The 18,538-nt window shown below is 73.8% G+C and carries 18 protein-coding genes; 11 read left to right on the top strand and 7 right to left on the bottom strand.

Annotation, left to right across the window (positions count from 1 at the left end):
- The first annotated feature begins 52 nt into the window (after positions 1 to 52).
- The 4 genes from K304_RS0104865 (at position 53) to der (ending at position 4,176) form a co-directional block, all read left to right on the top strand.
- On the top strand, positions 53 to 1,141 hold the full coding sequence (locus tag K304_RS0104865) for a prephenate dehydrogenase (RefSeq protein WP_027762829.1): 1,089 nt from the start codon (positions 53 to 55) through the stop codon (positions 1,139 to 1,141).
- Between the two features lie 163 nt (positions 1,142 to 1,304).
- A complete protein-coding gene (cmk, locus tag K304_RS0104860) occupies positions 1,305 to 1,997 on the top strand; it encodes a (d)CMP kinase (RefSeq protein ID WP_027762828.1) in 693 nt (230 codons plus the stop codon).
- Positions 1,998 to 2,071: 74 nt separating this feature from the next.
- A complete protein-coding gene (locus K304_RS27320; protein WP_078528566.1) occupies positions 2,072 to 2,692 on the top strand; it encodes a lysophospholipid acyltransferase family protein in 621 nt (206 codons plus the stop codon).
- A gap of 17 nt (positions 2,693 to 2,709) precedes the next feature.
- Positions 2,710 to 4,176, top strand: coding sequence for a ribosome biogenesis GTPase Der (der, locus tag K304_RS0104850; RefSeq protein ID WP_027762827.1), 1,467 nt, complete (start codon positions 2,710 to 2,712; stop codon positions 4,174 to 4,176).
- 121 nt (positions 4,177 to 4,297) lie between these two features.
- On the opposite strand, the gene K304_RS27315 is transcribed toward der, so the two are convergent.
- Together K304_RS27315 and K304_RS0104840 are read right to left on the bottom strand one after the other, a co-directional pair.
- Positions 4,298 to 4,606, bottom strand: a complete 309-nt coding sequence (locus K304_RS27315) for a hypothetical protein (RefSeq protein ID WP_078528560.1) — start codon at positions 4,604 to 4,606, stop codon at positions 4,298 to 4,300.
- A 179-nt stretch (positions 4,607 to 4,785) separates the two neighbouring features.
- On the bottom strand, positions 4,786 to 5,589 hold the full coding sequence (locus K304_RS0104840) for a hypothetical protein (RefSeq protein WP_027762826.1): 804 nt from the start codon (positions 5,587 to 5,589) through the stop codon (positions 4,786 to 4,788).
- A gap of 197 nt (positions 5,590 to 5,786) precedes the next feature.
- Here K304_RS0104840 and K304_RS0104835 point away from each other — a divergent pair, with 197 nt between their 5' ends.
- Both K304_RS0104835 and K304_RS0104830 read left to right on the top strand, forming a co-directional pair.
- Entirely contained in the window at positions 5,787 to 6,752 is a 966-nt protein-coding gene (locus K304_RS0104835) for a helix-turn-helix transcriptional regulator (protein ID WP_027762825.1), read from the top strand.
- Positions 6,753 to 7,056: 304 nt separating this feature from the next.
- Positions 7,057 to 7,272, top strand: coding sequence for a hypothetical protein (locus K304_RS0104830; protein ID WP_027762824.1), 216 nt, complete (start codon positions 7,057 to 7,059; stop codon positions 7,270 to 7,272).
- A 58-nt stretch (positions 7,273 to 7,330) separates the two neighbouring features.
- On the opposite strand, the gene K304_RS27310 is transcribed toward K304_RS0104830, so the two are convergent.
- Entirely contained in the window at positions 7,331 to 8,287 is a 957-nt protein-coding gene (locus K304_RS27310; protein ID WP_078528527.1) for a phosphatase PAP2 family protein, read from the bottom strand.
- A gap of 474 nt (positions 8,288 to 8,761) precedes the next feature.
- Between K304_RS27310 and K304_RS27305 the strand changes: the two genes are divergently transcribed.
- Both K304_RS27305 and K304_RS0104815 read left to right on the top strand, forming a co-directional pair.
- Complete coding sequence (locus K304_RS27305; RefSeq protein WP_078528524.1) at positions 8,762 to 10,459, top strand: MFS transporter; 1,698 nt, start codon at positions 8,762 to 8,764, stop codon at positions 10,457 to 10,459.
- Positions 10,460 to 10,491: 32 nt separating this feature from the next.
- Positions 10,492 to 11,673, top strand: a complete 1,182-nt coding sequence (locus K304_RS0104815; protein WP_027762823.1) for an acyl-CoA dehydrogenase family protein — start codon at positions 10,492 to 10,494, stop codon at positions 11,671 to 11,673.
- Between the two features lie 43 nt (positions 11,674 to 11,716).
- On the opposite strand, the gene K304_RS0104810 is transcribed toward K304_RS0104815, so the two are convergent.
- Positions 11,717 to 12,163: a cell division protein SepF gene (locus tag K304_RS0104810; RefSeq protein ID WP_027762822.1), complete on the bottom strand. Its 447-nt coding sequence runs from the start codon at positions 12,161 to 12,163 to the stop codon at positions 11,717 to 11,719.
- A 322-nt stretch (positions 12,164 to 12,485) separates the two neighbouring features.
- Here K304_RS0104810 and K304_RS0104805 point away from each other — a divergent pair, with 322 nt between their 5' ends.
- The 3 genes from K304_RS0104805 to K304_RS0104795 all read left to right on the top strand — a co-directional run bounded on the left by K304_RS0104805 (position 12,486) and on the right by K304_RS0104795 (position 16,087).
- On the top strand, positions 12,486 to 13,754 hold the full coding sequence (locus tag K304_RS0104805) for a DUF5685 family protein (RefSeq protein WP_027762821.1): 1,269 nt from the start codon (positions 12,486 to 12,488) through the stop codon (positions 13,752 to 13,754).
- Positions 13,755 to 13,878: 124 nt separating this feature from the next.
- Positions 13,879 to 14,838 carry a slipin family protein gene (locus tag K304_RS27300; protein ID WP_078528518.1) on the top strand — a complete coding sequence of 320 codons (960 nt, stop codon included), beginning with the start codon at positions 13,879 to 13,881 and terminating at the stop codon, positions 14,836 to 14,838.
- 172 nt (positions 14,839 to 15,010) lie between these two features.
- Complete coding sequence (locus tag K304_RS0104795; RefSeq protein ID WP_051307874.1) at positions 15,011 to 16,087, top strand: alpha-lytic protease prodomain-containing protein; 1,077 nt, start codon at positions 15,011 to 15,013, stop codon at positions 16,085 to 16,087.
- 95 nt (positions 16,088 to 16,182) lie between these two features.
- On the opposite strand, the gene K304_RS0104790 is transcribed toward K304_RS0104795, so the two are convergent.
- The 3 genes from K304_RS0104790 to K304_RS27290 form a co-directional block, all read right to left on the bottom strand.
- Positions 16,183 to 17,211, bottom strand: a complete 1,029-nt coding sequence (locus K304_RS0104790) for an aspartate-semialdehyde dehydrogenase (protein WP_027762819.1) — start codon at positions 17,209 to 17,211, stop codon at positions 16,183 to 16,185.
- Between the two features lie 123 nt (positions 17,212 to 17,334).
- Complete coding sequence (locus K304_RS27295) at positions 17,335 to 18,138, bottom strand: metallophosphoesterase family protein (RefSeq protein WP_051307872.1); 804 nt, start codon at positions 18,136 to 18,138, stop codon at positions 17,335 to 17,337.
- A 5-nt stretch (positions 18,139 to 18,143) separates the two neighbouring features.
- Entirely contained in the window at positions 18,144 to 18,527 is a 384-nt protein-coding gene (locus tag K304_RS27290; protein ID WP_199779556.1) for a nucleoside triphosphate pyrophosphohydrolase family protein, read from the bottom strand.
- Between the last annotated feature and the right edge of the window lie 11 nt (positions 18,528 to 18,538).

The raw sequence follows: 18,538 nt of genomic DNA, 5'->3' as shown, positions 1-18,538 counted from the left end.
GAGGGGCGGACGACGCGGGCGGGGGTCCCGGCCGGTCCGTAGGCTGTACGCCATGCGCACCGCCCTCGTCATCGGCTCCGGTCTCATCGGCACCTCCGCGGCCCTCGCGCTCGCGGCACGCGGTGTGCGGGTGTACCTGCGGGACGCCGACCCCGAGCGGGCGCGGACCGCGGCCGCGCTGGGCGCCGGTACCGCGGCGGAGCCGGAGGCCCCCGTCGACCTCGCCGTCGTCGCGGTGCCCCCGGCCCACCTGGCGGCCACCGTGGCCGAGGCGCAGCGGGCCGGCCTGGCCCGCGCCTACCTGGACGTGGGCAGCGTCAAGGGCGGACCGCGACGCGAGCTGACCGCGGCCGGCGGCGACCTGACCAGCTACCTGGGGACGCACCCGATGTCGGGGCGGGAGCAGTCCGGTCCGCTGGCCGCCACCGCCGACCTGTTCGAGGGCAGGCCCTGGGTGCTCACCCCGACGCGGGAGACCGAGACCGAGGTGCTCAACCTCGCGCTGGAGCTGGTCGCCCTGTGCCGGGCGGTGCCGGTGCTGATGGACGCCGACGCGCACGACCGTGCCGTCGCGCTGGTCTCGCACACCCCGCAACTGCTGTCCAGCATGGTCGCGGCACGGCTGGAGAGCGCGGACGAGACCGCCGTACGCCTGTGCGGCCAGGGGATCCGCGACGTGACGCGGATCGCCGCCTCCGACCCGCGGATGTGGATCGACATCCTCTCCGCCAACCCCGGCCCGGTCGCCGACATCCTCGCCGAGGTCGCCGCGGACCTCGCGGAGACGGTGTCCGCGCTGCGGTCGCTGGACTCCCACGACCAGGCCAAGCGCGGCAGCGGGGCGCTCGGCATCGAGGACGTGCTGCGGCGCGGCAACGCCGGCCGGTCCCGCGTCCCGGGCAAGCACGGCCAGGCACCCGCCGCCTACGAGACGGTGGCGGTGCTGATCAGCGACCGGCCGGGCGAGCTGGCGCGGATCTTCGCGGACGCCGGCGCCGCGGGCGTCAACATCGAGGACGTGCGCATCGAGCACGCCACGGGGCAGCAGGCCGGCCACGTCCAGCTGATGGTCGACCCCGCGGCCGTCGCCGTCCTCACCGCGGCCCTCAGGGAACGCGGCTGGGCGCTGCGCACGCAGTAGCCCGCCCGCCTGCGCGCCCTGCCGGGGGCGCCCTCCGGTACGGCCGCCCTCCCGGGACGGCGGCCGTCCGGGAGCCGGTAGCCTTGTGCGGGGCCCCAGCGCAGCACCGTGCGCCCCGCCCCGCGTGATCCGAACCCGGTGCCCGAGAAAGGTCCACTTCACCGTGCAAACCGCCCCGGCCCCCGTCATCGTCGCCATCGACGGTCCCTCCGGCACCGGCAAGTCCAGCACCTCCAAGGCGGTCGCCGCCAAGCTCGGGCTGCGCTACCTCGACACCGGGGCGCAGTACCGGGCCCTCACCTGGTGGATGCTCAGCCACGGTACGGACGTCGACGACCCGGCCGCCGTCGCAGCCGCCGCCGGACGTCCGGACATCGTCTCCGGCACCGACCCGGCCGCTCCCACGATCACCGCGGACGGCGCCGACGCGAGCGGCCCGATCCGGACCAAGGAGGTCACCGCGGCGGTCAGCGCGGTCAGCGCCGTCCCCGAGGTGCGGGAGCGGATCACCGCGCTGCAGCGGGCCATCGCGACCGAGGCGCCGGGCGGCATCGTCGTCGAGGGCCGTGACATCGGCACCACCGTGCTCCCCGACGCCGACCTGAAGGTCTTCCTCACCGCCTCCCCCGAGGCGCGCGCGGCCCGCCGCAGCGGCGAGCTGAAGGGAGCGGAGGCCACAGACCTGGCCGCGACCCGGGCGGCGCTGCTCCAGCGGGACACCGCCGACTCCAGCCGCAAGACGTCCCCGCTGAAGAAGGCCGACGACGCGGTCGAGGTCGACACCACGGACCTCACCCTGGAGCAGGTCATCGAGTGCGTGGTCACCCTCGTCGAAGACAAGCAGCAGGCGCGGTGAGCGGTACCGGTCCCGGACCGGACGGTCCCGGGCCGCGCGGCGCCGCCGTCGGCCGCGGGATCGCCATCGGTCTGATGCACGGCCTGTGGCAGCCGCGCGTGCTGGGCGCCTGGCGCGTCCCCGCGACCGGGCCCGCGATCCTCGCCGTCAACCACAGCCACAACATCGACGGCCCGCTGCTGCTCGGCACCTCGCCGCGCCCGGTGCACTTCCTGATCAAGAAGGAGGCGTTCGTCGGCCCGCTGGGCCCGTTCCTGCGCTCCATCGGGCAGATCGGTGTCGACCGGCACGCGGCCGACCGGGCCGCCACGACCGACGCCCTGGGCGTCCTCGCGCAGGGCGGAGTGCTGGGGATATTTCCCGAAGGCACGCGCGGCGAGGGGGACTTCGCCTCGCTGCGCGGCGGCCTCTCGTACTTCGCGCTGCGTTCCGGCGCCCCCGTCGTACCGGTCGCGGTACTGGGGAGCGCCGAGCGGCGCAGCCGCGTCGTCGGCGCGCTGCCGCCGCTGCGCGGCCGGGTGGACGTGGTCTTCGGCGAGCCCTTCGACGCCGGGGACGGCTCGGGCCGGCGTACGCGCGCGGCCCTGGACGCCGCGACCGTACGCATCCAGCAGCGGCTGACCGAGCACCTGGCCGAAGCCCGGGCGCTGACCGGCCGCCGCAGCATCCACCCGAACGGGAAACGAGCACAGTGAACGAGGACCACGACGGCATGAACGAGCAGCACGCGACCGGCGACGGTCACGACCACGGCGAACTCGGCGACGCCGAGTACACGGAGTTCATGGAACTCGCCGCCGAGGAGGGCTTCGACCTCGACGAGGTCGAAGGCGCACTCGGCGAGGCGGGTCACGGCCCGCTCCCCGTACTCGCCGTCATCGGCCGCCCCAACGTCGGCAAGTCGACCCTGGTGAACCGCATCATCGGCCGCCGCGAAGCGGTCGTCGAGGACCGGCCGGGCGTCACCCGCGACCGGGTGACCTACGAGGCCGAGTGGTCGGGCCGCCGCTTCAAGGTCGTCGACACCGGCGGCTGGGAGCAGGACGTGCTCGGCATCGACGCCTCCGTGGCGGCGCAGGCCGAGTTCGCCGTCGAGGCGGCCGACGCCGTGGTGTTCGTCGTGGACGCCGTGGTCGGCGCCACCGACACCGACGAGGCCGTCGTCAAGCTGCTGCGCCGGGCGGGCAAGCCGGTGGTGCTGTGCGCCAACAAGGTCGACGGTCCGTCCGGCGAGGCCGACGCCGCGTACCTCTGGTCACTGGGCCTGGGCGAGCCGCACCCGGTGTCCGCGCTGCACGGCCGGGGCACCGGCGACATGCTGGACGAGGTGCTGAAGGTGCTGCCCGACGCCCCGCAGCAGACCTTCGGGGGCGGACTCGGCGGCCCGCGCCGCATCGCCCTCATCGGCCGCCCCAACGTCGGCAAGTCCTCGCTGCTGAACAAGGTGGCGGGGGAGAACCGGGTCGTCGTCGACGACACGGCCGGCACCACCCGCGACCCCGTCGACGAACTGATCGAACTCGGCGGCGTGACGTGGAAGTTCGTGGACACCGCCGGCATCCGCCGCCGCGTCCACCTCCAGGAGGGCGCCGACTACTACGCCTCGCTGCGCACAGCCGCCGCGCTCGAGAAGGCGGAGGTCGCCGTCGTCCTCGTCGACGTCAGCGAATCGATCAGCGTGCAGGATCTGCGCATCATCAGCATGGCGGTGGACGCGGGCCGCGCGCTGGTGCTGGCGTACAACAAGTGGGACACCCTGGACGAGGAGCGCCGCTTCTACCTCGAGCGCGAGATCGAGCGGGATCTCGGACAGGTGCAGTGGGCGCCCCGGGTCAACGTCTCGGCGCGCACCGGACGGCACATGGAGAAGCTCGTCCCGGCGATCGAGACGGCGCTGGACGGCTGGGAGACGCGCGTCCCGACCGGACGCCTCAACGCCTTCCTCGGCGAGATCGTCGCCTCCCACCCGCATCCGGTACGCGGCGGCAAGCAGCCGCGCATCCTCTTCGGCACCCAGGCGGGCACCCGCCCGCCCCGCTTCGTCCTCTTCGCCTCCGGCTTCCTGGAGGCCGGCTACCGGCGGTTCGTCGAGCGCAGGCTGCGCGAGCAGTTCGGCTTCGAGGGCACGCCGATCCACCTGTCCGTACGGGTGCGGGAGAAGCGCGGCAGGAAGAAGTGACGCACGGGGGGTGAGCGGCCCCCGGGGCCGCCGGGGTACGGGGGAACGTGACGGCGCACCGCAGGGGCCGGGAACAGGCGTGTTCCGGCCCCGCTGCGGTGCCACCGTGGCCGGGCGGGTGCTACAGCCCGTACCCGTGGCCGTCGCGCGGCGCGGGGGGCAGTGCCGCGCGGGCGGGGCGCCGCGTGGTGGGCTGCCCGCCCCACGGACCGCCGTCGAGCGGCCGCAGGGAGTCGAGACGCCCGACGCGTTCGAACCGCTCGAAGCGCATCTCCTCCTCACCCGTCCGGTCGCCGGGCAGCGCCCGGAAGAGCCGCTGGTACTCGGCGTAGAGCGCGTCGTAGATGGGCGTCGCCGAGCGCGGGTACGCCGGGTACACGGAGCCGACGGACGTGCCGGGCGCGCCGGAGACTCCGTGCGGAGGCCGCATGGCGGGGACGTGAGAGTGGCGCGGGGCGGGGTCGCTGCTGGATTCGTAGGGCTGCACGACTGTCCAAACGACACCGCCGCCCGGCGGATGCGGGGCCGGGCGGCGAATGACCTGATCGATGGGATGGAGCGGGGGAGAGGAGCGGCCGCCACAGGGCGGTCCCGGGCGGCCGCGGTGCCTCAGGACGTTCCGGCGAGCGGCATCGCCGCGGCCACCAGCGTGCCGCGCCGGGCCGACTTCTCCAGCGCGTCGCGCAGCAGGTCCTCACGCGGCTGCTGCCCGATGGTGCCGTGCGGGGAGGCGTACACCAGCACCGTGTGGTTCTTGTTCGCGGCGGTGCGCCAGCCCTCGGTGACGTCCAGCGGCTGGTGGGCCTGCCACCAGGAGGTGGGCTGCGTGGTGCCCTCCGGCGGCGGCTGGAGGATGCCGTGCAGCTGGCCGACGGCCATCAGCACGGACCAGCCGTCCACCGTGCCCGGAGCGGTGTCCACGTCCGCGACGGGCTTGAAGCCCTCCTCGATCAGCATCGGCAGGAAGTCGTCGCCGGGACCGTCGGTGCCCGGCCGGGCGATCGGACCGGTGGGCTCCACCACGATCGCGGGGTGCAGCGTGTCGCCGATCAGCACCTGCCCGCAGGTGACTCCGAGCACGGCCTGGCGCGGGGCGCCGCCGAGCGTGCCCGCGTCGGCTCCCGCCGCCGGGTTGTGCCCGCCGGTGATGGTGGCCACGGCGCCCTGGAGCTGTTCCTCCGACACCCGCACCACCTGGGACGGCACGCAGGCGGAGTGCGCGAAGGCGAGCACGGCCGTCTCGTCGCCCACGAAGAGCACGGTGCTGGTGGGCTCCCGGCCGGTGTCGCCGGGGGTACGGCACGAGGTGCAGTCGTAGCTGCCCGGGGCGTTCTCCCCGGCCAGCAGCCGGCCGGCTTCTTCGTCGCCGATCTCGGCGCGTACGGCGTCGCTGACGTCGAGCATGGGGGGCACGGGGACTCCTGGCTTCTCGCGGATGACTGTCCGCCCGGCCAACCGGCGCGTCACTCCGGCGGTCACGTGCGGGACGCCGGGTTCGCCGGATCGAGTGCACCTTGTGGCAGCGGGCTGCCGGGTGCCGTCGAGCCGCGTAGGGTGGCCCACCACCTTGAGGACCGGAACCGTCCGCCATGCCTGGCAGACTCCTCCGCATGGTGGAGACCTCCGCACGCCTGCTGCGTCTGCTGTCCCTGCTCCAGACCCACCGGGAGTGGTCGGGCGCGGATCTCGCCGCGCGCCTCGGCGTCACCCCGCGCACGGTGCGCCGGGACGTGGACAAGCTCCGTGGTCTGGGCTACCCCGTGCACTCCTCGACCGGCACGTCCGGCGGCTACCGGCTGGGCGCGGGCGCCGAGCTGCCCCCGCTGCTGCTGGACGACGACGAGGCGGTCGCCGTGGCCGTCGGCCTCCAGGCCGCCGCGCAGCTCGGCGTCCGCGGCATCGACGAGTCCTCCGGCCGCGCGCTGGCCAAGCTGGAGCAGGTGCTGCCGCACCGGCTGCGCCGCAGGGTCGGGGCGCTGACCGCCTACACCGTGCCGATGGCGCGCCCCGCTCGCGGGCCCGCCGTCGATCCCGCCACCATCACCGAACTCGCCCACGCCTGCCGGGACCACCAGGTGCTGCGGTTCTCCTACCGGGCGCACGACGGGGAGGAGTCGCGCCGCGTCGTGGAGCCGTACCGGCTGGTGAGCACCGCGCGCCGCTGGTACCTGGTGGGCTGGGACCGGGACCGTGCGGACTGGCGCACCTACCGGGCCGACCGCCTCACACCGAAGCCGCCGCACGGCCCGGGATTCACCCCGCGCACCCCGCCCGCGGAGGACCTGGCCGCCTGGGTCTCGGAGGGCGTCTCGAGGAGGGTGTACGCCGAGCAGGCCACCGTACTGCTGCACGCCCCGGTGGAGGAGGCGGCGGAACGCGTCTCGCTGTCCACGGGCACCCTGGAGGGCGTGGACGAGCACAGCTGCCTGCTGCGCACCGGTGCGCACTCGCTGGACCTCATGGCCGTGCACCTGGTGATGCTCGGCATCGACTTCGAGGTCCGCGAGCCCGTGGAGCTGGCCGCCCACCTGCGTTCCCTCCGGGACCGGCTGGGGCGCGCGCTGGGCGAGCCGTGACCCGCCCTCCGGACGGGTGCGGGAGAATTCCGGGCGTGCCGACATCCGCCGGAAACGGGTGAATACCTCTGTGGCCGCAGGAGAACAGAAGACCGAAAATCGGGCCCTCCCGTGCAATTCCCGGAGGCGTCCCACGACGGTGAGGGGAGGGAATTCCCACCCCGTCGACCGTTCACCGTCGCATGACGCGAACGGGTGAACGGATAACGCCACGCGAGTGTTCCACGTTGTGACACAAGTGTGACGCCCCGCGGATACGGCCCGGACTTCCGCGCCCGAGCCGCCGCGCCGTACGGTGGCGGCCATGGCACCCGAATCCGCAGATCCCGACTCCTCGCAGGACGACCCCGAGCGCTACGTGGGGCTCGCCGCCGACGACGCCGAACGGCGGGCGCGCGAGCAGGGCTGGTCCACCGTCCGCACCCTCGCCCCGGACGCGATCATCACCATGGAGTTCCTCTCCGGGCGGCTGAACCTCGCCGTCCGGGACGGCACCGTGGTGCGCTCCTGGAAGGGCTGACAGCCGCCCCGGCCCGGTGGGCACGCCCCGCGGGCCGGGGCGGCGGAGGCGCCGTACCTCAGCGTCCCCGCGGCCCCAGCGTCGCGGTACGCGTCGCGGACGGGCGGTCCCCGCGGGCGGGGTGGGCCCGCCCCGTGGTGTGGCCCCGTACGGCGGCGGCGCGCCCGGCGCCCGTCGGCTCGGCGTGCGCCCCGGCGTGCTGCCCGTCACCGTGCCCCGCGCGGGCGACGGCCGGCGGGCCGGCCACCGGGGTCACCGGGACCGGGAACGGCCGGGCCCGGCCGACGGGCCGCAGGCGCTCGCGGTAGGCGTAGATCTTCGCCTCCACCCGGGCGATCGACGGCTCGCACCACGGCAGGCCCAGGAGGATGATCAGGCCGGCCACCCAGCCCAGCAGCACGTCGCTCAGCCAGTGCGTACCGAGGTAGACGGTGGTGGCCCCCACTCCGAGGGCGAACACGGCAGCCACCACGGACAGCACCCGCCGGGCGCGCGGGGTGGTCGCCAGATACGCCAGGATGCCCCAGGTCACGACCGCGTTCGCGGTGTGCCCGGAGGGGAATATGTCGCCGCCGGCGAAGAGCTCGGCCGAGCCGACCTGCGTGGCGTAGTGCGGGCCGAGGCGGCCCAGGCCGATCTTCACCGCGCCGACCGACACGTTGAGGACCAGCAGCGCGGAGGCCAGCACCAGCAGCGGGCGGAGGGTGCGCTGGCGCCAGGAGCGCCAGCCCAGCCAGGCCGCCACCAGCACGGCCGTCGGTCCGCGCTGGCCCAGGACGACGAAGTAGTCGAGGAAGGCGTGGAACTCCGGCCACTGCTTGTAGGGCCTCAGGAGCATCAGCTGCCAGTCCCAGCGCACCAGTTCGGTGGTCAGCAGGACGGCGGCCACGATGAGTGCGTACACGACTCCCGTCGCGGCGAACAGGACCTTGCGGGTCCCGCTCATCCGCGGGGCGGGGTTGCTGGGCCGCTCGGGCTCCTGCTCGAGCCTGGCGAGCAATCGGTCGGTACGCACCCAGTCGACGTTACAACGCGTCGGTGAGGCGAACGCGCGTGTCCGCGCCTTTGTGATGCCGATGTGATGTGGAGTTCGTCTCGTTCCCGGTCTTATCCCTCGCATTTCGCCGCTCAATTCCCTCGGTCGACTCGCATTCCACCGCCGGGTCGCCGCATAAGGAGTTCCCGGAAGGGCGGGACGGCGTTAACCGTCGCTTAATGCGGAATTCCCGTGCGCGTCCGCCCGTCCGTTCACCGGGCGTGCGCACGGCGGGCGGTCGTGCGACCACCACGGGTACCCCCGCGGTCCCCTCCGCACACGGCGGACCTGCGCGGTCGGCCCGTGTACGTGACAGGCGCCACGGGAACCGGCCGCGGACTCGCGTACGCTGTCGCCCACTCGTGCCCGAAGCACCGAGCCGGGCGACAACCCCGCCGCGCCCGGCATTCCCCGCGGTGGCCGACGGCGGCGAGTGCAGGAGGAGGTGCGTACATGCCCGGGAACACTCCCGTGGCACGCGAGACGGCGGAAGTCCCCGCACAGAGGTCCGCTGCTCCACCCCCCGCAGGCGACCGCGGGGCCGGACGCTGGACCGTCCTCGTGGTCCTCTGCGCCAGCCTGCTGCTGGTCTCCGTCGACGCCACCGTCCTGCACGTCGCCGTCCCCGCCGTGTCCCAGGACCTGCAGCCGACCTCGACACAGCTGCTCTGGATCGTCGACGCCTACCCGCTGGTCTGCGCGTCGCTGCTCATCCTCTTCGGCACCCTCGGCGACCGCACCGGCCGGCGGCGGGTGCTGCTGCTCGGCTACGGCATCTTCGCGCTCGCCTCCGCACTCGCCGCGTACGCGCACACCCCGGAGACGCTCATCGGAGCCCGGGCGCTGCTCGGTGTCGGCGGAGCGATGATCATGCCGGCCACGCTGTCCATCCTCCGGCAGGTCTTCACCGACCGGAGGGAACGCGCGCTGGCCGTCGGCGTCTGGAGCGCCGTGGCCGCGGTGGGGGCCGCGCTCGGCCCGCTCTTCGGAGGTCTCCTGCTGGAGCACTTCTGGTGGGGCGCGGTCTTCCTGATCAACATTCCGCTGATGGCGGTCAGCCTGCCCGTCGGCCGCCGGCTCCTGCCCGAGTCGACCGGTTCGGGGAACGGGCCCTGGGACGTGCTCGGCGCCCTGCTCGCCGCCGCCGGCCTGTTCGGCGTGATCCTCGGCGTGAAGCAGGCCGGGGACGGCGCGCCGCTGGCCCCGGGCACCCTGCTCCCGCTGCTCGCCGGTGCGGGGCTGCTGGCGGCGTTCGTCCGCAGGCAGCGCCGGCACGCGCACCCGCTGATCGACATGAAGGCGCTCGCCCGCCCCGCGTTCGGGACGTCGCTGGGCTGCATCGTGCTCACCGTCCTGGCCCTGGTCGGGCTGGCGCTCCTCGCCGCGCAGTACCTCCAGCTCGTGCTCGGCCTGTCGCCGCTGGAGACCGGGCTGCGGCTGCTGCCGCTCTCCGTCGCCGCGATCGCCGCCGGGCTGGTCGGCGCCCGCATGCTGCGCCTGATGGGCCCCCGGCTGATGGTCGCGCTCGGCTTCGGGGTGACGGCGCTCGCGGTGCTCTGCCTGGTCGCGGTCGTCGGCCAGGACGACCGGCCCGTGCTGCTCGTCGGCGCGTTCGTCCTCCTCGGCTTCGGCCTCGAGACGACGCTGTTCGGCTGCTACGAGTCGATGCTCAGCGAGGCGCCCGCGGACCGTGCGGGCGGGGCCGCGGCGGTGGGAGAGACGGCGTACCAGCTCGGCGCGGGCGTCGGCATAGCCCTGCTGGGCAGCGTGATGAACGCCGCCTATGCCCCGGGCGTACGGGACCTCCCCGGCGTGCCGTCCGCGGCGAGCAGGGACGCCGGACACTCGCTCGGCGAGGCGTACGGCGTCGCCGAGCGGCTCGACGGCGTGGCGGGGGAGGCCCTGAGGGCCGCCGCCCGCAGCGCCTTCGTGCACGGCCTGCACGTCACGCTCCTCGTCAGCGCCGGACTACTGCTGCTCGGCGCGCTGGCCGCGCTCCGCCTGCCGGGCAGCGCGGACACCGCCCGCCGCTCCGCGGACCCGCCGCGCCCCGCGCCGGGCGAGCACGGCCCCCGCGGCGCGCGGGAGCAGCGGGAACAACCGGCCAAGGGCGCCGGTGCCCTCTTGTCCAGCGGCGCCGCACGCACCTAGCGTCGGACCAGACGATCACCCCGGAGGAACGCATGTCCGCGCTGCCGCCATTCGACCCGGCCGACCCGCTCGGCCTCGACGACCTGCTCGACCCCGAGGACCGGGCGGTCCGCGACACCGTGCGCTCCTGGGCCGCCGACCGGGTGCTGCCGCACATCGCCGACTGGTACGAGCGCGGAGAGCTGCCCGGCATCCGCGACATGGCGCGCGAGCTGGGCTCGATCGGCGCCCTCGGCATGTCGCTGACCGGCTACGGATGCGCGGGCGCGTCCGCCGTCCAGTACGGCCTGGCCTGCCTGGAGCTGGAGGCCGCCGACTCCGGCATCCGCTCGCTGGTCTCCGTGCAGGGCTCGCTGGCCATGTACGCCCTCCACCGCTTCGGCAGCGAGGAGCAGAAGGAGCGGTGGCTGCCCGGGATGGCCTCCGGCGAGGTCATCGGCTGCTTCGGCCTCACCGAGCCCGACCACGGCTCCGACCCGGCGGGCATGCGCACCTACGCCAAGCGCGACGGGTCCGACTGGCTGCTGACCGGCCGCAAGATGTGGATCACCAACGGTTCGGTGGCCGGCGTCGCCGTCGTCTGGGCCGGCACCGACGACGGCATCCGCGGTTTCGTGGTGCCCACCGACACTCCGGGCTTCAGCGCCCCCGAGATCCGGCACAAGTGGTCCCTGCGCGCCTCGGTGACCAGCGAACTCGTGCTCGACGAAGTGCGCCTGCCCGCCGACGCCGTGCTGCCGGAGGCGAAGGGGCTGCGCGGTCCGCTCAGCTGCCTGAGCCACGCCCGCTACGGCATCGTGTGGGGATCGATGGGCGCCGCGCGGGCCAGTTTCGAGAGCGCCCTGGACTACTCGCGCACCCGGGAGCAGTTCGGGAAGCCGCTGGCCGGGTTCCAGCTCACGCAGGCCAAGCTGGCCGACATGGCGGTCGAGCTGCACAAGGGCATCCTGCTCGCCCACCACCTGGGGACGCGCATGGACGCCGGGAGGCTGCGTCCGGAGCAGGTGAGCTTCGGCAAGCTGAACAACGTGCGCGAGGCCATCGAGATCTGCCGCACCGCGCGCACGATCCTCGGCGCGAACGGCATCTCCCTGGAGTACCCGGTGATGCGGCACGCCACCAACCTGGAGTCGGTGCTCACCTACGAGGGCACCGTCGAGATGCACCAGCTCGTCCTGGGCAAGGCGCTCACCGGCGTGGACGCCTTCCGCTGACCGTCGGAGCGGGGGAGGGGCGTCCGGGCGGGACGTCCCTCCCTCAGCTCTGGTTGAAGAAGCCGCCCTCGGAGGCGCGGCGCTCCTCACCGCTGACGATCTTGTAGTCGGCGGGGGTGAGCAGGAAGACCCGCGTCGCCACCCGCTCGATGGAGCCGTGCAGCCCGAACGTCAGCCCGGCGGCGAAGTCCACGACCCGCTTGGCGTCCGCGGACTCCATGGACGTGAGGTTCACGATCACCGGGACGCCGTCCCGGAACAGCTCGCCGATGCCGCGCGCGTCCCGGAAGCCGTCCGGGGTGATCGTGGCGATGCGGGTGCCCTGGTCCTGCGCGGTCTCGGCCGTCACCCGGACCCGGGGGTCGGTGACCCACGACTCCCGGGCGGCGTCGCCCGGCTCCGGCCCCTCGGCGTAATCGTCGTCGTAGTAACGCATCTCGCTGTCGTCGACGAGGCCCAGCCAGGCACTCGCCTTGCGCACCGATCCCATGGACGCCTCCTCTCCTCTGCGCGCGGCTTCGAAAGTGCTGCCGTGACCGGCCCGCCGCGGGGCCCGCCATTCCTATGGTCTTCCATGAGGCTGACAATGTGCCAAGCGGATTGCCGCTCCGAGGGTGTTTCGTGACGGTTCTGGTGCAGAAATCATGCTGCCCGATCAGCGATCCTGCCGTATACGGGTGATGACGGTGCGAAAGATTCTGCCCTTCCCTCCGGACGGGTGGCAGGAACGACATACGGGTGACCGGGGTGTGGCTTCCAGCCTTCCCCCGCTTCCTGCGATGATGCGCTGTCACGACGTAACGGGGGAAACGATGTTCGGAATCATCAGGCCCTGCCGCCATCGACTGGGAACGGAAATGCAGCGTGCCTGGGCGGCCCACCTCTGCGGCCTGTGCCTGGCCCTGCGCACCGACCACGGGCAGTTCGCCCGCGTGGTGACCAACTACGACGGACTCGTTCTGTCCGCTCTCACCGAGGCCCAGACGGCCGACGTGCGCGGCGGCAGGCGTACGGCCGGCCCGTGCCCGCTGCGCGGCATGCGGACCGCGTCCGTGGCGCACGGTGAGGGCGCACGGCTCGCCGCCTCGGTCTCCCTCGTCCTGGCCTCGGCGAAGACCCGCGACCACGTCACTGACGGAGACGGACTCCTCGCCCGCCGGCCGGTGGCCGCGGCCGCCCGCCGGGTCGCCACCGGCTGGGAACGGGCCGGCGCGCGCACCGGCGCGTCCCTCGGCTTCGACACCGCGCTGCTGGTCGACGCCGTCGACCGGCAGCCGCTGGTGGAGGCCGCCGCCGGTCCGGGCGGCGACCTCCTCGCCGTCACCGAACCCGCCGAGACGGCCACTGCCGCGGCCTTCGCCCACACCGCCGTGCTCGCCGGACGTCCGCACAACGCCGTCCCGCTCGCCGAGGCGGGACGGCTCTTCGGCCGCCTCGCCCACCTGCTCGACGCCGTGGAGGACCGTGCGGCCGACGAGGCCGCGGGCGCCTGGAACCCGGTCACGGTCACGGCCACGCCCCTGCCCGAGGTGCGGCGTCTGTGCGACGACGCGGCGCACGGGATCCGGCTCGCCCTGCGGGACGTCGACTTCGCCGACGGCCGTCTCGTGCACCGGCTGCTGGCCCACGAACTGCCACGCGCCGTCGACCGCGCCTTCGGCACCACCACCTGCAGCCACGGCGCTCCCGGCCCGGTGCCCCTCGGCAAGCCGGTCCCCGGCAACCCGTACGCGGGCGGCGGCGACCCCGACGGCGCGGGTGGCCCGTTCGGCCCGGGTGGGCCTTCCGGTTCCGGCGGACCGGGCGGCCCCGGCGGACCGGGCGGCCCCGGCGGACCGGGCGGCCCCGGCGGGCCGGGAGCGCACCTGCCGGGCGACGGGCAGCGGCCGCCCCGCGGGCTGCTCGCCGGCTGCGGCGCCTTCCTCGGCCTCCTCTGCACCTGCCGGATCTGCTGTGCCAAGGAGTACGAGGGTCCCTGGTCGCGCAAGAGGCGCAAGAGGCGCGAGCGGTGCTCCCGGAACTGGGACTGCGCGTGCGACTGCTGCGGCTGCGACGGCTGCTGCTGCGACTGCGGAGCCTGAGCCGCCCGCCGCCGCGGCCCCGCCGTGACGGTCCCGAGCGGGCCCCGAAGCCCTTCCCGGAGGGCTCGACCCCGGCTACCGGCGGGTTTACCGTGGGGGATAAGTCGGACTTTGGGGGCCAGTCATGATCGTCGAGCTCATCCTTGCCGCACTCGCCGGCGGCGCCGTCTACGCAGGCGCCGCCGCGCGTGTCATCCGGCAGTACGAGCGCGGGCTGGTGTTCCGCCTCGGCCGGCTGCAGTCCACGCTGCGCGATCCCGGGTTCACGATGGTGGTGCCCGGGATCGACCGGTTGCAGAAGGTCAACATGCAGATCGTGACCCTCCCGGTCCCCGCCCAGGAGGGCATCACGCGTGACAACGTGACGGTACGGGTCGACGCCGTCGTCTACTTCCGCGTCATCGATCCGGCGGACGCCGTGGTGCGCGTCGAGGACTACCGGTTCGCCGTGTCGCAGATGGCGCAGACCTCGCTGCGGTCGATCATCGGCAAGAGCGAGCTCGACGACCTGCTGTCCAACCGGGAGAAGCTGAACCAGGGGCTGGCCATCATGATCGACAGCCCGGCGGTCGAATGGGGGGTCAACGTCGACCGTGTGGAGATCAAGGACGTCTCGCTTCCGGAGAGCATGAAGCGGTCGATGGCCCGGCAGGCCGAAGCCCAGCGCGACCGGCGGGCGCGCGTCATCAACGCCGAAGCCGAGCTGGAGGCGTCGAAGAAGCTGGCCCAGGCGGCGCGGGCGATGTCCGACACGCCGGCGGCGCTCCAGCTCCGGCTGCTCCAGACCGTCTCCAGCGTCGCCACCGAGAAGAACTCCACCCTCGTGCTGCCCTTCCCCGTCGAGCTGCTCCGCTTCCTGGACCGCTCGCAGCGCACCGGCGACTACGGTCCCTCCGGTGCGGGCCCCGGTCCGGCCGAAAAGGCGGAGGCGGACGCCGCCCGACGCGAACTGGCTGCCGAAGGCGTGCCCGCCGAGGGGGAGATCGGTGCAGGTCCGGACCAGGATGTGGGGATCGTGCCCCCTGTGGACGTTCACCCCGAACTCGAACTCGGGGAAAAGCGGACGGATTCCGGGAACCAGTAGGCCGATTACCGGACAGTTCCGGCTTTTCGGGGGTTGTGTCGCCTGGAGTGACGCGTGATACTCGGCGATCACATTGGCATGGACGCGCCTCCCCCCACTTCGGCGTGCCCGTGCCTCCACCCTCCGGGTGTGCCCCGTCTCGGGCCCGCCCGCCCCCACAGGAGGTCGAGAGTTGAGACACCGTCGGATACCCAAGCGCCGCGCTGCAGTCGCCGGAGCGGCCGTGGCCGCCCTCGTCGGCGGATCGCTGACCCTGGCCAACGCCAACGCCAGCGAGAGCCCGGCGCCCGCGCCCGCACCCAAGACCCTCTCGGTGCAGGCGGCGACCGGCCTCGCCGACAAGCTCGTCGGTGACGTCGAGGGCCATGCGGGCGCGTACTACGACGCGGACGCCAAGCGCCTCGTGGTGAACGTGGTCGACGAGGCGGCCAAGAAGACCGTCGAGGCGGCCGGTGCCGAGGCCCGCGTCGTCGAGCACACCCTGGCCCAGCTGAAGTCGGTGAAGGACACCTTCACCGAGCGGGACCTGACCGGCACCTCCCGGGTCGTCGACCCGGTGACCAACAAGGTCGTCATCACTGCCGACCGTACGGTCTCCGGAGCCGAACTGGCCGACCTGAAGAAGCAGGTGAAGGCCGAGGGCGGCAAGGCCGTCCTCAAGCGCACCGAGGGCGAGTTCACCACCCGCATCGCGGGCGGGGACGCCATCTACGGCGGCGGCTCCCGCTGCTCGCTCGGCTTCAACGTCACGGTGGGCGGCCAGCCCGGCTTCATCACCGCCGGCCACTGCACCGAGGCCGTCTCCACCTGGACCGACGAGGCCGGCGCCACCCTCGGCGACACCGAGGGCGGCAGCTTCCCGGGCGACGACTACGGTCTGGTGATGTACTCGGGCAGCGTGGACAACCCGAGCGAGGTCAACCTCTACGACGGCACCAGCCAGGCCATCTCCGGCCCGGGCGAGGCCACCGTGGGCATGCAGGTGACCCGCAGCGGCAGCACCACGCAGGTGCACAGCGGCACCGTGGAGGCCGTCAACGCCTCCGTCTCCTACCCGCAGGGCACGGTCGACGGTCTGATCCAGACCGACGTCTGCGCCGAGCCGGGCGACAGCGGTGGCGCGCTCTTCGCGGGCGACAAGGCGATCGGTATGACCTCCGGCGGCAGCGGCGACTGCAGCTCGGGCGGCCAGACCTTCTTCCAGCCCGTCAGCGAGGCGCTCGACGTGTACGGGGCGACTCTCCCCTGACGCCGACGCGCACGCGGTGACACCACGACGGTGCCCCCGGACCTTCCCGGTCCGGGGGCACCGTCATGTGCGCGCAGCGCGCTCGGGCGGGAGCGTCAGCGGGACTCGGCCGCGACCAGCTCCGCGATCTGCACGGCGTTCAGCGCCGCGCCCTTGCGCAGGTTGTCGTTGGACAGGAACAGCGACAGCCCGTTCTCCGCGGTCTCGTCGGCGCGGATGCGGCCCACGTAGCTGGCGTCGGCTCCCGCGGCCTGGAGCGGGGTCGGGATGTCCGACAGCTCCACGCCCGGCGCGCCGGCCAGCAGCTCCCGCGCGCGCTCCGGGCTCAGGGGACGCTCGAAGCGGGCGTTGACCTGGAGGGAGTGGCCGGTGAAGACCGGCACGCGCACGCAGGTGCCCGACACCTTCAGGTGGGGGACGTCGAGGATCTTCCGGGACTCGTTGCGGAGCTTCTGCTCCTCGTCCGTCTCGTCCAGGCCGTCGTCCACGATCGAGCCGGCGAGAGGCAGCACGTTGAAGGCGATCGGCCGCTTGAACTTGTTCCCCTCCGGGAAGTCGACCGCGTCGCCGGTGAACGTCAGGCGGGTGGCGTCGGTCTCCACCGCCTTGCGGGCCTGCTCGTCCAGTTCCGCCACACCGGCCAGTCCGCTGCCGGAGACCGCCTGGTAGGTGGCGACCACGAGCGCGGTCAGGCCGGCCTCGTCGTGCAGCGGGCGCAGCACCGGCATCGCGGCCATCGTGGTGCAGTTCGGGTTGGCGATGATGCCCTTCGGGCGGTTCTTCGCCGCGTCGGGGTTGACCTCCGAGACGACCAGCGGCACCTCGGGGTCCAGCCGCCACGCGGAGGAGTTGTCGATCACCACCGGGCCCTGGGAGGCCACCTTCTCGGCGATCGCCTTCGACGTCGCGCCGCCCGCGGAGAAGAGCACGATGTCCAGGTCCGCGTAGTCGGCGGTCGACGCGTCCTCGACGGTGACCTCGCCGTCCTTCCAGGGCAGGGTGCGGCCGGCCGAACGCGCCGAGGCGAACAGGCGCAGCGTCTCGACCGGGAAGTTCCGCTCGGCCAGGATCTCGCGCATCACGCTGCCGACCTGACCAGTGGCTCCGACGATCCCGATCCTCATGTGGCTCCTTCTGCCGTGCGCGTGCAGCGCTGGTGTCAGCTGTGTGCAGGGGGTGTGCTTGTGTCCTTGTGCTTCCCCTACCCTGCACCGCGTCGCTCACGGGGGCCAATTCTTTGACATCGGTCACACTCCGTGCCGCCCGGCGCCGCCGCCCGGCGGCCGGCCGTCCCCCGGGCCGAAGGCGGCCAGCGCGTCCTCCGCGCCGTTGCGCGCCCGGACGTACTCGTCCGCCCAGGCGGCCGCGTCCGGAAACCCGGACGCGGCGGCGATGCGGGCACACGCGGCGTCGGCGTCGTACGCGGTGCGGCGGAGCGACACGGCCTCGCCCGGCCCGAGCAGCGCCCAGTGCGCCCCCGGGCGCCCGTACGGCATGCCGACGCTGCCCGGATTGACCACGAGCCGTCCGTGGGTGAGGCGGACGTACGGCATGTGCGTGTGGCCGCAGACCACGGCCGCCACGTCGTCGCCCACCCCGGAGAACACCTCCGCCCAGCGCTCCGGACGCGAGTCGACCAGCACCACCTCCTCGTCGTCGCGTGGCGTGGCGTGGCAGAACAGCACCCGGCCCAGTCCGGCGACGTCGAGCGTGGCGGTGGCGGGCAGCCCGGTCAGCAGCTCCACCTGGTCCGCGCGCAACCGCTCCGCCGCCCAGGGGGCGATCGGGCCGGGGACCTCCGTGCGCCGGCCGCGGCGGTACTCGACCAGCTCCCGGTCGGCGTTGCCCGACACCCACACCGCGCGGTCGCCCAGGCCGGCCAGCAGGGCCAGGGTGGCGACCGGCAGCGGACCGGCCGCCAGGTCGCCCGCCAGCACGACGCGGTCGGCGCCGCGGACGCCGGGCTCCGCCAGCACCGCCTCCAGCGCCGGCAGCACCCCGTGCACGTCGGCCAGCACGGCCACGCGCTCCACTCGCTCCGTCGTCGTCATGCGCCTCAGTCTGCGGCGCCGGCTTCCGGGCCGGCGCGTCGTTCTCCCGCAGCGGATCCGCCCACGGCGCAACCGTCGCCCAGCGAGCGGGCGGCGACGCGGGTCAGGTGCCGGCGGAAGACGGCCTCCGCGTCCGGTGTCAGCGTCGACAGCGCCACCATCGCCGTGAGCACCACGTCGCACAGCTCGGCCGCGAGGTCCTCCTCGCCGTGGCTGTGCCCCTTCCTCGGGTTCGCGCCCAGCATCCCCTGCAGCGCCTCCGCCGCCTCGCCCGCCTCCTCGGTGATCTTCAGCACCTGGAGCAGCAGCTTCGTCTCCCGCGGCCGGGCACTCGCCCCGTCCAGCCACGTCGCCAGCCGCCCCGCCGTCTCCCACGCGCCCTCGTCCATCCCGTGCCCTC

The organism is Streptomyces sp. CNS606, from assembly GCF_000426325.1.
Note: the sequence above shows the minus strand (reverse complement) of the source record. Positions and strands in the feature narration are given on the sequence as shown.